Source organism: Streptomyces sp. F001 (genome assembly GCF_004187715.1).
Taxonomy (GTDB): Bacteria; Actinomycetota; Actinomycetes; order Streptomycetales; family Streptomycetaceae; genus Streptomyces; species Streptomyces flavusporus.
On the sequence record NZ_QZWF01000001.1, the window covers coordinates 342,644 to 356,087 of the forward strand.

The 13,444-nt window shown below is 69.6% G+C and carries 16 protein-coding genes and 1 pseudogene; 6 read left to right on the forward strand and 11 right to left on the reverse strand.

Annotated elements, in window-relative coordinates; genetic code table 11:
• Nucleotides 1-43: 43 nt before the first annotated feature.
• Nucleotides 44-949, forward strand: coding sequence for an endonuclease/exonuclease/phosphatase family protein (locus tag StrepF001_RS01640; protein WP_129796470.1), 906 nt, complete (start codon nt 44-46; stop codon nt 947-949).
• Between the two features lie 57 nt (nt 950-1,006).
• Here StrepF001_RS01640 and StrepF001_RS01645 read toward each other — a convergent pair whose 3' ends face one another.
• From StrepF001_RS01645 to StrepF001_RS01660, 4 genes are all read right to left on the reverse strand, one after another.
• Nucleotides 1,007-1,969 (reverse strand): electron transfer flavoprotein subunit alpha/FixB family protein, encoded by a 963-nt coding sequence (locus tag StrepF001_RS01645; RefSeq protein WP_129796472.1) that lies wholly within the window; start codon nt 1,967-1,969, stop codon nt 1,007-1,009.
• 54 nt (nt 1,970-2,023) lie between these two features.
• On the reverse strand, nt 2,024-2,809 hold the full coding sequence (locus StrepF001_RS01650; protein WP_129796474.1) for an electron transfer flavoprotein subunit beta/FixA family protein: 786 nt from the start codon (nt 2,807-2,809) through the stop codon (nt 2,024-2,026).
• 219 nt (nt 2,810-3,028) lie between these two features.
• Nucleotides 3,029-3,538, reverse strand: a complete 510-nt coding sequence (locus StrepF001_RS01655; protein ID WP_129796476.1) for a flavin reductase family protein — start codon at nt 3,536-3,538, stop codon at nt 3,029-3,031.
• 202 nt (nt 3,539-3,740) lie between these two features.
• The gene (locus StrepF001_RS01660; protein WP_129796478.1) at nt 3,741-4,142 is read right to left on the reverse strand and encodes a thioredoxin family protein; all 402 of its coding nucleotides are present in this window, start codon (nt 4,140-4,142) and stop codon (nt 3,741-3,743) included.
• Nucleotides 4,143-4,253: 111 nt separating this feature from the next.
• Between StrepF001_RS01660 and StrepF001_RS47175 the strand changes: the two are divergent.
• Nucleotides 4,254-4,355, forward strand: a pseudogene (locus StrepF001_RS47175) (DUF4395 family protein); the annotation flags it as partial.
• Between the two features lie 186 nt (nt 4,356-4,541).
• Entirely contained in the window at nt 4,542-5,270 is a 729-nt protein-coding gene (locus StrepF001_RS01670; RefSeq protein WP_129796480.1) for a lysophospholipid acyltransferase family protein, read from the forward strand.
• Between the two features lie 13 nt (nt 5,271-5,283).
• Here StrepF001_RS01670 and StrepF001_RS01675 read toward each other — a convergent pair whose 3' ends face one another.
• From StrepF001_RS01675 to StrepF001_RS46230, 6 genes are all read right to left on the reverse strand, one after another.
• Nucleotides 5,284-5,877: a transglutaminase domain-containing protein gene (locus StrepF001_RS01675; protein ID WP_165396132.1), complete on the reverse strand. Its 594-nt coding sequence runs from the start codon at nt 5,875-5,877 to the stop codon at nt 5,284-5,286.
• A 94-nt stretch (nt 5,878-5,971) separates the two neighbouring features.
• Nucleotides 5,972-7,042, reverse strand: coding sequence for a low specificity L-threonine aldolase (locus tag StrepF001_RS01680; RefSeq protein ID WP_129796483.1), 1,071 nt, complete (start codon nt 7,040-7,042; stop codon nt 5,972-5,974).
• Nucleotides 7,039-7,785 (reverse strand): SDR family oxidoreductase, encoded by a 747-nt coding sequence (locus StrepF001_RS01685; RefSeq protein WP_129796485.1) that lies wholly within the window; start codon nt 7,783-7,785, stop codon nt 7,039-7,041. The genes StrepF001_RS01680 and StrepF001_RS01685 overlap by 4 nt, the downstream gene beginning before the upstream one ends.
• Before the next feature lie 38 nt (nt 7,786-7,823).
• The gene (locus StrepF001_RS01690) at nt 7,824-9,221 is read right to left on the reverse strand and encodes a DUF6421 family protein (RefSeq protein WP_129796486.1); all 1,398 of its coding nucleotides are present in this window, start codon (nt 9,219-9,221) and stop codon (nt 7,824-7,826) included.
• Between the two features lie 253 nt (nt 9,222-9,474).
• Nucleotides 9,475-10,266 carry an IS630 family transposase gene (locus StrepF001_RS01695; RefSeq protein WP_206306758.1) on the reverse strand — a complete coding sequence of 264 codons (792 nt, stop codon included), beginning with the start codon at nt 10,264-10,266 and terminating at the stop codon, nt 9,475-9,477.
• Nucleotides 10,155-10,595: a helix-turn-helix domain-containing protein gene (locus StrepF001_RS46230; protein ID WP_206306759.1), complete on the reverse strand. Its 441-nt coding sequence runs from the start codon at nt 10,593-10,595 to the stop codon at nt 10,155-10,157. Before StrepF001_RS46230 ends, StrepF001_RS01695 begins: the two co-directional genes overlap by 112 nt.
• Before the next feature lie 205 nt (nt 10,596-10,800).
• On the opposite strand from StrepF001_RS46230, the gene StrepF001_RS01700 reads away from it, so the two are divergent.
• A complete protein-coding gene (locus StrepF001_RS01700) occupies nt 10,801-11,484 on the forward strand; it encodes a glycerophosphodiester phosphodiesterase family protein (RefSeq protein ID WP_129796487.1) in 684 nt (227 codons plus the stop codon).
• An 18-nt stretch (nt 11,485-11,502) separates the two neighbouring features.
• Here the strand turns inward: StrepF001_RS01700 and StrepF001_RS01705 are convergent, their stop codons facing one another.
• Nucleotides 11,503-12,042 carry a GNAT family N-acetyltransferase gene (locus StrepF001_RS01705; RefSeq protein WP_129796488.1) on the reverse strand — a complete coding sequence of 180 codons (540 nt, stop codon included), beginning with the start codon at nt 12,040-12,042 and terminating at the stop codon, nt 11,503-11,505.
• A gap of 84 nt (nt 12,043-12,126) precedes the next feature.
• Between StrepF001_RS01705 and StrepF001_RS01710 the strand changes: the two genes are divergently transcribed.
• Nucleotides 12,127-12,519, forward strand: a complete 393-nt coding sequence (locus StrepF001_RS01710; protein WP_129796489.1) for a VOC family protein — start codon at nt 12,127-12,129, stop codon at nt 12,517-12,519.
• A gap of 113 nt (nt 12,520-12,632) precedes the next feature.
• Nucleotides 12,633-13,397: a VOC family protein gene (locus tag StrepF001_RS01715; RefSeq protein ID WP_129796490.1), complete on the forward strand. Its 765-nt coding sequence runs from the start codon at nt 12,633-12,635 to the stop codon at nt 13,395-13,397.
• Nucleotides 13,398-13,444: the final 47 nt, after the last annotated feature.

Genomic DNA, 13,444 nt, shown 5'->3' on the forward strand with positions numbered 1-13,444 from the left:
GTACGCACGACTCCGCCCGGCAGTCCCCAACGAAGGAGCCACCGTGCCGAACCACAGCCGAGTCACGCGCCGTCTGGGCCTGAAGACCGCGTTAGCCGCAGCGGTCGCCCTGCCCCTGTCCAGTACAGCACTGTCCCCGTCGCCCGCGTCGGCCGAGGTTTCCGCCGGCCGGCGCCTGGAGGCCATGTCCTTCAACCTGCGCTTCGCGAGCACCAGCGAACCGAACAGCTGGGCGGTGCGCAGACCGGTGATGCGCGAACTGCTGCGCCGCGAGCGCCCACACGTCATCGGCACCCAGGAGGGCCTCTACCAGCAGTTGCAGGACATCGAGGCCGACCTCGGGCCGCACCACGACTGGATCGGCACGGGCCGTGCGGGCGGCAGCCGCGACGAGTTCATGGCGATCTTCTACGACACGCGCCGTCTCGCCCCCGTCGAGTACGACCACTTCTGGCTCTCCGACACCCCGGACGTGATCGGGTCGAACACCTGGGGCGGCGGGTCCATCCGCATGGTCACCTGGGTCCGCTTCCGCGATCTGCGGGACGCCGGCCGGGAGTTCTACTTCCTCAACACCCACCTCGACAACCGCAGCCAGGACGCACGCGCGCGTGCCGCCGACCTGACCGTGCAGCGGATCTCCGGGCTGGACCGTTCGCTGCCGCTGCTGGTGACCGGCGACTTCAACATTGCGGCCCACAAGGACCCGGTCTACGACACGATGCTGGGCGCCGGGCTCGTCGACACCTGGGAGACGGCGGCCGAGCGCAGCGCGCTGTACGCGACGTTCCACGGTTACCGGCCGCTGACACCGGGCGGCGACCGCATCGACTGGATTCTGGCCACGCCGGGCGTCACCGTGCACCGGGCGGACATCAACACCTTCTCCGTGGACGGGCAGTTCCCGAGCGACCATCTGCCGGTCCAGGCGTCGCTGACCCTGGGATGAGCCGAGGCCCCCGTGACCGGCGCGTGGTCACGGGGGCCTCGTACAGCCTGCGGACGATCAGCCCTTGCGGGCCTTGATCTCCTCGGTGAGCTGCGGGACGACCTCGAACAGGTCGCCGACGACGCCGTAGTCGACGAGCTCGAAGATCGGGGCCTCGGGGTCCTTGTTGACGGCCACGATCGTCTTCGAGGTCTGCATGCCGGCGCGGTGCTGGATCGCGCCGGAGATGCCGGAGGCGATGTACAGCTGCGGCGAGACGGACTTGCCGGTCTGGCCGACCTGGTTGGTGTGCGGGTACCAGCCCGCGTCCACCGCGGCACGCGAGGCACCCACGGCCGCGCCGAGGGAGTCGGCCAGCGCCTCGATGATCGCGAAGTTCTCCGCGCCGTTGACACCACGGCCGCCGGAGACCACGATCGCGGCCTCGGTGAGCTCCGGACGCCCGGTCGACTCGCGCGGGGTGCGCGCGGTGACCTTGGTGCCGGTGGCCTGGTCGGAGAAGGTCACGGCGAGGGCCTCGACGCTGCCTGCGGCCGGGGCGGCCTCCACGGCGGCCGAGTTCGGCTTGACCGTGATGACCGGAGTGCCCTTGGAGACCCGGGACTTGGTGGTGAAGGACGCGGCGAACACCGACTGGGTGGCCACCGGACCCTCGTCGCCGGCCTCCAGGTCGACGGCGTCGGTGATGATGCCGGAACCGATGCGCAGCGCCAGACGGGCGGCGATCTCCTTGCCCTCGGCGGAGGAGGGCACCAGCACCGCGGCCGGGGAGACGGCCTCGACGGCGGCCTGCAGGGCGTCCACCTTCGGGACGACCAGGTAGTCGGCGTACTCGGCGGCCTCGTGCGTGAGCACCTTGACCGCGCCGTGCTCGGCGAGCGTGGCGGCGGTGTCACCGGCGCCGCCTCCCAGCGCGACGGCGACGGGCTCGCCGATGCGGCGGGCCAGGGTCAGCAGCTCCAGGGTGGGCTTGCGGACGGCACCGTCCACGTGGTCGACGTAGACGAGAACTTCAGCCATGGGACTTCTTCTCTCCTGCTTGCGAAGTATGAGGGGCGGTCAGCGAATTCGAGCTCAGATGAACTTCTGGCTCGCGAGGAACTCAGCGAGCTGCTTGCCGCCCTCGCCCTCGTCCTTGACGATCGTGCCGGCCGTGCGGGCCGGACGCTCGGTCGCGGCGTCCACGGTGGTGTAGGCGCCCTCGAGACCGACCTCCTCGGCCTCGATCTCCAGGTCCTCCAGGTCCCAGGACTGAACCGGCTTCTTCTTGGCGGCCATGATGCCCTTGAAGGAGGGGTAACGCGCCTCGCCGGACTGGTCGGTGACCGACACGACCGCCGGCAGGGAGGCCTGAAGCTGCTCGGAGGCGGCGTCGCCGTCGCGGCGGCCCTTGACCGTGCCGTCCTCGACGGAGACCTCGGACAGCAGGGTCACCTGCGGGACGCCCAGACGCTCGGCCAGCAGGGCCGGGACGACGCCCATGGTGCCGTCGGTGGAGGCCATGCCGGAGATGACCAGGTCGTAGCCCGCCTTCTCGATCGCCTTGGCCAGCACCAGCGAGGTGCCGATGGCGTCGGTGCCGTGCAGGTCGTCGTCCTCGACGTGGATCGCCTTGTCGGCACCCATGGACAGGGCCTTGCGCAGGGCGTCCTTGGCGTCCTCCGGGCCCACGGTCAGGACGGTGACCTCGGCGTCGTCCGCGTCCTCGGCGATCTGCAGCGCCTGCTCGACCGCGTACTCGTCCAGTTCGGAGAGCAGACCGTCCACGTCGTCCCGGTCGACGGTCAGGTCATCGGCGAAGTGCCGGTCGCCAGTGGCGTCGGGCACGTACTTCACAGTGACAACGATCCTCAAGCTCACGCCGGCTCTCCTACTGCATCGTCATTTTTCGGCTGCCTGCTTGCAGGCAGCATAGGCGCCTGAAGCGGCCGATCCCGGTCGGGGCGACCCTCGCCTCCGAACGAAATATTACTCGTCAGTACACCCAGTTCGTTCCCGCTAAGCAAGCGCTTTGAACTGTGACCTTCGCAACGCAGCGTAACCGGAACCGGACGGCTTCGCAGGACGGTCGGGCCGCGCTCAGTCACGCAGGGCATTGAAGCGCCCCTGGTGGTACAGGAGCGGGCGGCCCGCCCCGGCCGGATCACCGAGAACGACCTCCGCGAGCACGAGGTGATGGTCGCCGGCGGGCACGCGCGCGTGGACCCGGCCCACCAGCCAGGCCAGCACGTCGTCGAGCACGGGAACGCCTTCAGGGCCCTCGCGCCAGCCGGTGGGGGCCCCGAACCGGTCGGCGCCGCTTCGGGCGAAGGTGGCGGCCAGCTCCTGCTGGTGCTCGCCGAGTATGTGGACCCCCACATGCTCGGCCTCGGAGATCGCCGCCCAGCTGGAGGAGCCCGTACCGATCCCGAAGGAGAGCATCGGCGGCTCCACGGAGACCGACGTGAGGGACGTGGCGGTGAAGCCGACCGGGCCGTCGTCGCCCCGCGCGGTGATCACCGCCACTCCGGCCGCGTGCCGACGGAAGACGGCACGGAGCAGATCGGGTGAGGCGGTACGGGGGGCGGCTAGGCCGGGGATGGCCGTCATGAAGTTGACCTTCTGTCAGGGGCGAGGGAGCGGTCCGGGGTGGTCAACAGCCCGGACAGCACGCGCTCGCGGTGCGGACGAGGTCGACATGGACCCGCCCGAAGAGAAGGAGTTCCGAAGGCATACGGCCAGGCTGACGATAGGTGGTGTACGCAGTCAAGTTCGTTCCGGCATGCGGAAACGGCCTCCTGAGCACCGGCACTCAGACCGCATCCCCCAGCGCGGCGATCACATCGGCCTTGCGCGGCTGCCCCGTGGCCCGCCGCACGACACGGCCGTCGGCGTCCAGCACCAGCACGGTCGGCGTCTTGAGGATGTCGAGGGCGCGGACGAGGTTCAGGTGGGCCTCGGCATCGATCTCGACGTGGGTGACGCCGGGGACCAGACCGGCCACCTCGTCGAGAATGCGCCGGGTCGCCCGGCAGGGTGCGCAGAAGGCGCTGGAGAACTGCACCAGCGTGGCCCGCTCGCCGAGTTCCGCACCCAGCTCGGCCGCACCGAGCCGCTTCCCCTCGTCACGCCCGCGCACGCACACTCTCCCGCTCCGCCACCGGTGCAGCACGCCGCAGACGCTCGCCGCCGCGAGCACCGCAAGGCACACCACAAGCCCGCCATCACCTGCACAAGCATTCACGAGACCGCAAAGATTCCCACCTCCCGGAAGCGGGTCCGCTGCGGGATGCCGGCTTCATGGACATCGACGCGAGAGGGCCGCGGTTCGGCGCTCGGCGCCGCTTTCCTCGATGCCGCGCTCGGCTACTGCCTGGGATGCGAGTTGTACCTGATGGCCCAACGAGTGGCGGTACGCGCAAAGTAAAAGACCGTTAAAAGCACGAGGTGGATCACCGGCCGACGTGACAAGGATCTCGTGTCGGCCGGGCACCAGGGCTGGCTCCCCGGCCGTTCTTGGGGCACGATCTGCGAGATGCCGTAAACCTACGGCTCCGTAGCTTTTCCGCCGGGAATCCCTTCCCAGGCAGAGCAGGAAGGGTCCACGCCGCCCATGGCAGAACTCGTCTACCGCCCCGTCGTCGGTCTCGCCCTCACGATGTTCAAGGCCTGGGACCTCAAGATCGACTGCAAGGGGTCGGAGAACATCCCGCGCTCGGGCGGCGCCGTGCTGGTGAGCAATCACATCAGCTATCTGGACTTCATCTTCAACGGCCTGGCCGCACTCCCCCAGAAGCGCCTGGTGCGTTTCATGGCGAAGGAGTCCGTCTTCCGGCACAAGATCTCCGGCCCGCTGATGCGCGGCATGAAGCACATCCCGGTGGACCGCAAGCAGGGTGAGGCGGCCTACGCGCACGCCCTGGACTCACTGCGCTCCGGCGAGGTGGTCGGCGTGTTCCCCGAGGCCACGATCTCGCAGTCGTTCACCCTGAAGGGCTTCAAGTCCGGCGCCGCCCGACTGGCCCAGGAGGCGGGCGTCCCGCTCGTCCCGATGGCCGTGTGGGGCACCCAGCGGCTGTGGACCAAGGGCCACCCGCGCAACTTCCGGCGCAGCCACACGCCGATCACGATCCGGGTCGGCGAGGCGCTCGAGGCCTCGCGCGACAAGTACGCCGGCGCGATCACCCGGCAGCTGCGCGAGCGGGTCCAGGAACTGCTGGAGGCCGCCCAGCGTGCCTACCCGGTACGCCCCAAGGGTCCGGACGACACGTGGTGGCTGCCGGCCCATCTCGGCGGCACGGCGCCGACTCCGGAGGAGGTACGCGCGGCCGAGGCCCGCTGACCGTTCCTGGACCTCAGAGTGCGATGGGGAGCGTCTTCCACAGGTACGGCCGGTCGGGGGCGGCTCGCAGGGCGCCGAGGACAACCGGGTGCGGTTTCGCGTACAGCACCGGATAGTCCGACTCGCCGGACTTCGCATCGGGCGTGAAGGCCAGGCGCTCCCCGCCGAGGGAGAACCGGGCGTCCACGCCCACCTTGTTGCCGCGCGGGTCCTGCCGGTGCCAGGCGCCGTTGAACCGTACGGCGACAAGTCCGTGCACGACATGCCCGTCGCCGTCGTCGTGCGCCAGCCGCTGATAGCAGAGCGCCGTCGGGATGTCCTCGGCCCGCAGCAGCGCCGCCAGCGCGTGGGCCTTGGCGTAGCAGATGCCCGTTCCCTGCTCCAGCACGTCGGACGCGCGCCAGGTGACGCGGGGATCACCGGAGTCCTGCGAGTGCGGAATGGTGTCGCGTACGAACTCGAACGCCATGCGCGCATAGTCATACGAGTCCGATGCCGCCGCCGCGAGCCGGGCCGCCGCATCCCTTACCCGCGGATGGTCATGGTCGATGACCTCGTCGACGACCAAGTAGGCGGACAGGTCCGGGGTTTCCTGGATCAGCTCCATGCCCGCAGAGCATAGAAATGCGGCCACCCGAGCGTCAATGACTTTTCGGGTAGCCGCATACCTATACAAAGAATCATGCCCACGCAAGGAGGCGCTATCGAGCCATCTCCTCCTTGAGCGCCGCCACGAACGCGTCCACGTCCTCTTCCGTCGTGTCGAAGGCGCACATCCAGCGGACGTCGCCGGCTGCCTCGTCCCAGAAGTAGAAGCGGAACCGCTTCTGCAGGCGCTCGCTCACGTCGTGCGGCAGGCGGGCGAAGACCGCGTTGGCCTGTACCGGGTAGAGGATCTCGACGCCGTGCACGGCACGGACGCCCTCGGCGAGGCGCTGGGCCATCTCGTTGGAGTGGCGGGCGTTGCGCAGCCACAGGTCCTTGGCGAGCAGCGCCTCCAACTGCACCGACACGAAGCGCATCTTGGAGGCGAGCTGCATGGACAGCTTGCGCAGGTGCTTCATGTGGCTGACGGCGTCCTGGTCGAGGACGACGACCGCCTCGCCGAACAGGGCGCCGTTCTTGGTCCCGCCGAGGGAGAGGATGTCGACACCGACCGCGTTGGTGAACGTGCGCATCGGCACGTTCAGGGATGCGGCCGCGTTGGCGATCCGGGAGCCGTCGAGGTGAACCTTCATCCCGCGCGCGTGGGCGTGCTCGCAGATGGCGCGGATCTCGTCGGGCGTGTAAAGGGTGCCGAGTTCGGTGCTCTGGGTGATCGAGACGACCTGCGGCATCGCGCGGTGCTCGTCCTCCCAGCCGTACGCCTGCCGGTCGATCAGCTCGGGGGTGAGCTTGCCGTCGGGGGTGGGGACGGTGAGCAGCTTCAGGCCGCCCATCCGCTCGGGTGCGCCGCCCTCGTCGACGTTGATGTGCGCGCTCTCCGCGCAGATCACCGCACCCCAGCGGTCGGTGACCGCCTGGAGTGCGACGACGTTGGCGCCGGTGCCGTTGAAGACCGGGAAGGCCTCCGCCGTGGCCCCGAAGTGGCTGCGGACGATCCGCTGGAGGTTGTCGGTGTACGCGTCCTCGCCGTACGCGACCTGGTGGCCGCCGTTGGCCAGGGCCAGGGCGGCGAGCACCTCGGGGTGGGCCCCGGCGTAGTTGTCACTGGCGAAACCGCGGACCTCCGGGTCGTGATGGCGACGCGCGTCGGTCTTCGGGGGGTTCACGGCTTCTCGGTCAGCCACAGACGGTTTCCGTTCACTTCTGCGGCGGGCTTGTCCCAGACGCCGACGATGGCCTCGGCCAGGTCCTTGACGTCCGTGAAGCCCGCGAACTTCGCGTTGGGTCGCTCGGCGCGCATCGCGTCGTGCACCAGTGCCTTCACCACCAGGATGGCAGCCGCGGACGTCGGCCCCTCAGGGCCCCCGGCCTTGCGGAAGTAGTCGGCCAGGGCCAGGGTCCACGCCTCGGCGGCGGCCTTGGCGGCGGCGTAGGCGGCGTTGCCGGCGGTGGGCCTGGTGGCGCCCGCGGCGCTGATCAGGACGTACCGGCCGCGGTCGCTGCGCTGCAGCGCCTCGTGGAAGGCGAGGGAGGTGTGTGCCACGGTGCGCACCAGCAGCAGCTCGAGGAAGTCCCAGTCGTCGAGGCTGGTCTTGGTGAACGTCTCGCTGCCGCGCCAGCCGCCCACGAGGTGGACCAGGCCGTCGACACGGCCGAAGTCCTTCTCGATGCGGTTGGCCCAGTCCTGGGAGGCCTGCCGGTCGAGCAGGTCCACCGTGTCGCCGACGACGGTGGCGCCGCCGTGCGCGTAGCTGGCCGCGTCCACGGCTTCCGCCAGCCGCTCCGGGTCGTTGTCCGCGCCGACGACGGTCGCCCCCGCCTCGGCCAGCCTGAGCAGCGCCGCCCGCCCGGCGGGTCCACCCGCGCCGGCCACCGCGACCACCGCACCGCTGAGAGCCCCGTTCCCCATGATCCTCGCCTCCTGAGCAGTGTTCTGGACGAGATCGCTCACGCGGCGACCCGCTCGATGCTGTCCGCCGTGATGCCCCTGGTCGACGCAATCACGTTCTTCAGCTTCTTGGACAGCGCCTCATAGAACATGCTCAGCGGAAACTCGTCCGGAAGCACATCATCGACGAGCTTGCGCGGCGGCTGGGTCAGGTCCAGGGCGTCGGGGCCCTTGGCCCACTTGGAGCCCGGGTGCGGGGCGAGGTAGGTCGAGACCAGCTCGTACCCGGCGAACCAGTGCACGAGCTTCGGGCGGTCGATGCCGTCCCGGTACAGCTGCTCGATCTCGGCGCACAGCTGGTTGGTGACCTGCGGAGCGCGCTGCCAGTCGATGGACAGCTTGTTGTCGGTCCAGCAGACGACGTCGTGCTTGTGCAGGTAGGCGAAGAGGAGCTGGCCGCCGAGGCCGTCGTAGTTGCGGACGCGCTCGCCGGTGACCGGGAAGCGGAACATGCGGTCGAAGAGCACCGCGTACTGCACGTCACGAGCCTGCGGGACGCCCTCGGTCTGGAGCTTCACGGCCTCCTTGAAGGCGGTGAGGTCGCAGCGCAGCTCCTCCAGGCCGTACATCCAGAACGGCTGGCGCTGCTTGATCATGAACGGGTCGAAGGGCAGGTCGCCGTGGCTGTGGGTGCGGTCGTGGACCATGTCCCACAGCACGAAGGCCTCTTCGCTGCGCTTCTGGTCGTGCACCATCGCGGCGATGTCCTCGGGCAGTTCCAGGCCGAGGGTGTCGACGGCGGCCGCGGTGACGCGGCGGAAGCGGGCGGCCTCGCGGTCACAGAAGATGCCGCCCCAGGTGAAGCGCTCGGGGGCCTCGCGCACGGCGATGGTCTCGGGGAAGAGGACGGCGGAGTTGGTGTCGTAGCCCGCCGTGAAGTCCTCGAACTTGATGCCGCAGAACAGCGGGTTGTCGTAGCGGGTGCGCTCCAGTTCGGCCAGCCAGTCCGGCCAGACCATGCGCAGCACGACCGCCTCGAGGTTGCGGTCGGGGTTGCCGTTCTGGGTGTACATCGGGAAGACGACCAGGTGCTGCAGGCCGTCCCGGCGGTTCGCCGCGGGCTGGAAGGCGAGCAGCGAGTCGAGGAAGTCGGGCACCTTGAAGCCGTCGTCGGCCCAGCGGCGCAGGTCCTTCACCAGCGCCGCGTGGTAGGCGGCGTCGTGCGGGAGCAGCGGGGACAGTTCCTCGACGGCGTCGGCGATCCGGCGCACGGCGAGCTCGGCGTCCGCGGGGGCCGGGGCGCCCTCGGCGTCGAAGTCGATCGATCCGTCCTTGGACTGCCATGGCCGGATCTGCTCCACGGCATCCTTGAGCACGGGCCACGCCGGATGCTCCACCACCCTGGCCACGGGAGGAACCTGCTCCTCCGCACCCGTCTGCACAAGAATTTCCGTCATGTCCCATCCTCCACTGGAGAACCTTGCGTAAGCACACCGTATGCATAGGCGGTTTCTCCCAGCAAGGGGAGCTGCGGGAAATTATCCTGTGCACCCCCATCGTTACCGAACTTTTTCCTGTCGGCCACCGGAGCGCCGCCGGCGTCGGGGAACGCCGGCCGAGAGGGCACCACGTCCGCCCCGCCGTCGTCCCGATACCGACGTGTAGGCAGGGGTTCATCGGCGGGACAGGACACTAGTAGATTGTCGCAACTTAGTTTTGCTGTGCGGTTGGGTAGAGGTGGCGCAGTTTCACGCGGGCGTCGTCGGTGGTGAAGTGCCAGTCGACTTGGCGCTGGTCGCTGTTGGTCTGCTGCTGCCAGGCGGCGAGTTCGGCGTTGAGCACGGCGAGGTCGTCGATGCGGCGGTCCAGGCACTGGCGGGTGAGCGCGGAGAGCTCGATCTCGGCGATGTTGAGCCAGGATCCGTGTTTGGGGGTGTGGTGGATCTCCAGGCGCTGTGCCAGCGCGAAGGCTTTCCCCGGGTCGAACGCCTCATAGAGCGAGGCGATGGTGTGGGTGTTGAGGTTGTCCATCACCAGCACGACCGTGGCGGCGTCGGGATAGTCCACGGTCAGCAGGTGTTCGACCTGGCGCGCCCAGTCGACCTTGGTCCGGCGGGGCTGGGCATCCACGCGTCGCCATCCGCGCAGCGGTTCAACCCAGCAGAAGATCGAGCAGGTCCCCGAGCGGACGTACTCGTTGTCCTCGCGGCGGTCACGGCCGGGCCGCGGGGGAAGCGGATCGCGGACGTGGCCGAGCAGCTGGTACGGCTTCTCGTCCATGCACACCACCGGGCGCGCCGGGTCGCAGGGGCGGCGGTAAACCGCCAGGACGTCTTCCATCGCCGCGGCGAAGGCCGCATTCGCGGAGGGCGGGATGGTCCAGCACTTCTTCAGGTGAGGACGAAGTTCCGTTTTTTTAACACCCGGCCGATCGTGGAGTGGTCCAGGTTCGGGATGTCCTCGATCAGCGCGACGTGCTTCTCCAGCAGGCGCAGCGACCACCGGGCATGTCCCTTGGGCGGCGTCGAGCAGGCCAGCGCGATCAGCCGGGCTTCGACCTCGCCGGTCACCGGGGAGGGCACCGGCGGGCATGCGCGTTCCTTCCGGCCGACCGTGGCCCACACATCGCCGCCGGTCTCCGCGTACCGCTTCGAGATCAGGCGGACCGACTCGCACGAGACCCCGACCCGTGCCGCGATCACCGCCCGCGGATCGACCTCGCCGACCGACCTGTCCAACGCGAGCAGCACCCGAGCCCGCCTGATCATCGACGCGCTGCGGACCCCCGTCGTGGTCACCCGCACCAACGCCTGACGATCCTCAGCACTCAAGGCAACCGGATACTTCTTCTGTGACGACATGGCACCCCCGCCCGGCCGAAGTGAAGCGGCGAGGGGAGACTGCCCGACCGTCAACTCCACCAATCAGAGCCATACTTAGCAGCGACAATCTACTAGGCTGCGGCCCTGTCGCGCCCAGGGCCGTCCCGGTCCGCGCGATACCTGCCGCCGCCGTCAAAAGGAAGCGAGTCGGACCTTGAACTTCCTCACCATCGGTCACCGCGGAGTCATGGGTGTCGCACCCGAGAACACCCTGCGTTCCTTCGTCGCCGCCGAGCAGGCCGGCCTCGACGTCATCGAACTCGATCTGCACCTCAGCAAGGACGGCGCCCTCGTCGTGCTGCACGACACCGAGGTGGACCGTACGACCGACGGCACCGGTCCGGTCGCCGAGAAGACCCTTGCCGAGCTGCGGGCCCTGGACGCCGGACAGGGCGAACGGATCCCGGTGTTCGAGGAGGTCCTGGACGCGGTCGACGCGCCGCTGCAGGCCGAGATCAAGGACGTGGCCGCCGCGCGGGCGCTGGCGGAGGTCATGCGCGAACGGGACCTGGTGGAGCGGATCGAGGTGTCCTCGTTCCACGACGAGGCCATCGCCGAGATCGCCCGGCTGCTGCCCGGGGTGCGGACCGCGCTGATCGGCAGCAGGTACGGCACCGACATCGTGGAGCGCGCCGTGGACGCCGGTGCGGCGACCGTCTGCCTGAACATCCGCCGGCTCACCCTGGAGGTCGTGGAGCACGCACGCGAAGCCGGCCTGCGGATCATCGGCTGGGTGGTGAACACGCAGGAACACCTGCGCCTCGTCCGCGCGCTGGAGCTGGACGGAGCGACGACCGACTACCCGGAGATCAAACGCACCGGCCGGTTCACGGCCTGAGACACCGCGACGTACGGCTCAGGCGAGCTCCTTGACCAGCAGCTCGAACTGCAGGTCGTCGCGCTGCGGGATGCCGAACCGCTCGTCGCCGTACGGGAACGGCGTCATCTTTCCGGTACGGCGGTAGCCGCGCCGCTCGTACCAGGCGATGAGGTCCTCGCGTACGGAGATCACGGTCATGTGCATCTGCGTCACGCCCCAGGTCGCACGGGCCTGCCGCTCCGCCTCGGCGATGATCACCTTGCCGAGGCCGGCGCCCTGGAGTCGCGGGCTGACCGCGAACATCCCGAAGTAGGCATGGTCACCGCGGTGCTCGAGCTGGCAGCAGGCGACGACCGCACCGACCTGCTCCACCGTCAGCAGCCTGCTGTCGGGCGACTTGATCACGGCCCGGACGCCTTCGGGGTCGGTCCGCTGCCCCTGAAGGATGTCCGCCTCGGTGGTCCACCCGGCCCGGCTGGAGTCGCCCCGGTACGCCGACTCGATCAGCACGACCAGCGCCTCGACGTCGGCGTCGGTGGCGTCACGGAAGGTCAGTCCGGTGGCGGCGGTGTCCATGGGAGCGTCTCTCCGGTTTCTCGGGCGTGGCTCGGGCACGGACGAGAGTAACGCTGCGGGTCAATACAGCTAGGCTCCGGGTGCATGGTGCACGTACTCAGCAGCCGGACCCTGCTCCGCCCCAACGACGCCGAGCGGTCCCGAGTCTTCTACGGCGAACAGTTGGGCCTCGCCGTCTACCGCGAGTTCGGTACGGGGCCGGACCGCGGCACCGTCTACTTCCTCGGCGGCGGCTTCCTGGAGATCTCGGGCCGGTCCGAGACCCCGCCGTCCCCGGCCGTACGGCTCTGGCTCCAGGTCGACGACGTGACCTCGGCCGAGGAGGAGCTGCGGGCCAAGGGCGTCGACATCGTGCGGCCACCGCTGCGCGAGCCGTGGGGGCTGATCGAGATGTGGATCGCGGATCCGGACGGCACGCCGATCGTGCTGGTGGAGGTGCCCGCGGACCATCCGATCCGGTACCGGCCCGGGATCTGATCCCCGGTGCGCGTGCGACGGGCGTCGCCCGGCGCGAGGGAGTCCCGGATGGCCGCTGTCAGTGGGCGGCGCTAGCGTGCTGGTGTGGGTTCGCGCTGCGGAAGGGACGTCGGATGAGGCTCGACAAGCCGGTGGTCGGCGGGCCCTGCTGGGCCGAGTTGGGGACCAGCGATCTGGAGTCCGCCAAGCGGTTCTACGGCGAGCTGTTCGGCTGGCGGGCCGAGACGGATCCACGTCAGGAGGCCGGCGGCTACACGGTCGCGCATCTGGGCGACGCACCGGTCGCCGCGCTGTCGCCGCTGAACCAGGAGGGACAGCCGGTCGCATGGACCGTGTCGTTCTCGGTCCGGGACGCGGACGAGAGCGCACGGGAGATCACGGCGGCCGGCGGGACGGTGCTGATGGGGCCGATGGACGTGTTCGACATGGGCCGTTTCGCGGTGGCCGCCGACCCGTCCGGCGCTGCCTTCACCCTGTGGCAGCCCCGCGCCTTCGAGGGCGCCGGGCTGTTCAACGCGCCGGGCTCGCTCGGCTGGGTGGAGCTGATGACCCGGGAACCCGCGCGGGCGCGGGACTTCTACACCACCGTCTTCGGCTGGACCGTCAACGCCTCGGAGCACTACACCCAGTGGGGCATCGCCGGGGTGGACTTCGGCGGCATGATGACCATGGACGACAAGTTCCCGCACGAGGTGCCGCCGCACTGGCTGCCGTACTTCGCCGTGGCCGACGTGGACGACACCACCGCCACGGCGACCGGGGCGGGCGGCACGGCCCTCATGGAGCCCACCTCCGTGCCGGACGGACCGCGCATCGCGGTGCTGCGCGATCCACAGGGTGCCGTCTTCGGCGTGTATCTCGCAGGCCACGAGGGCTGAACCGGCGTTTGCACCGGAGTGCGCCGCCCGACATCGACGACCGACGC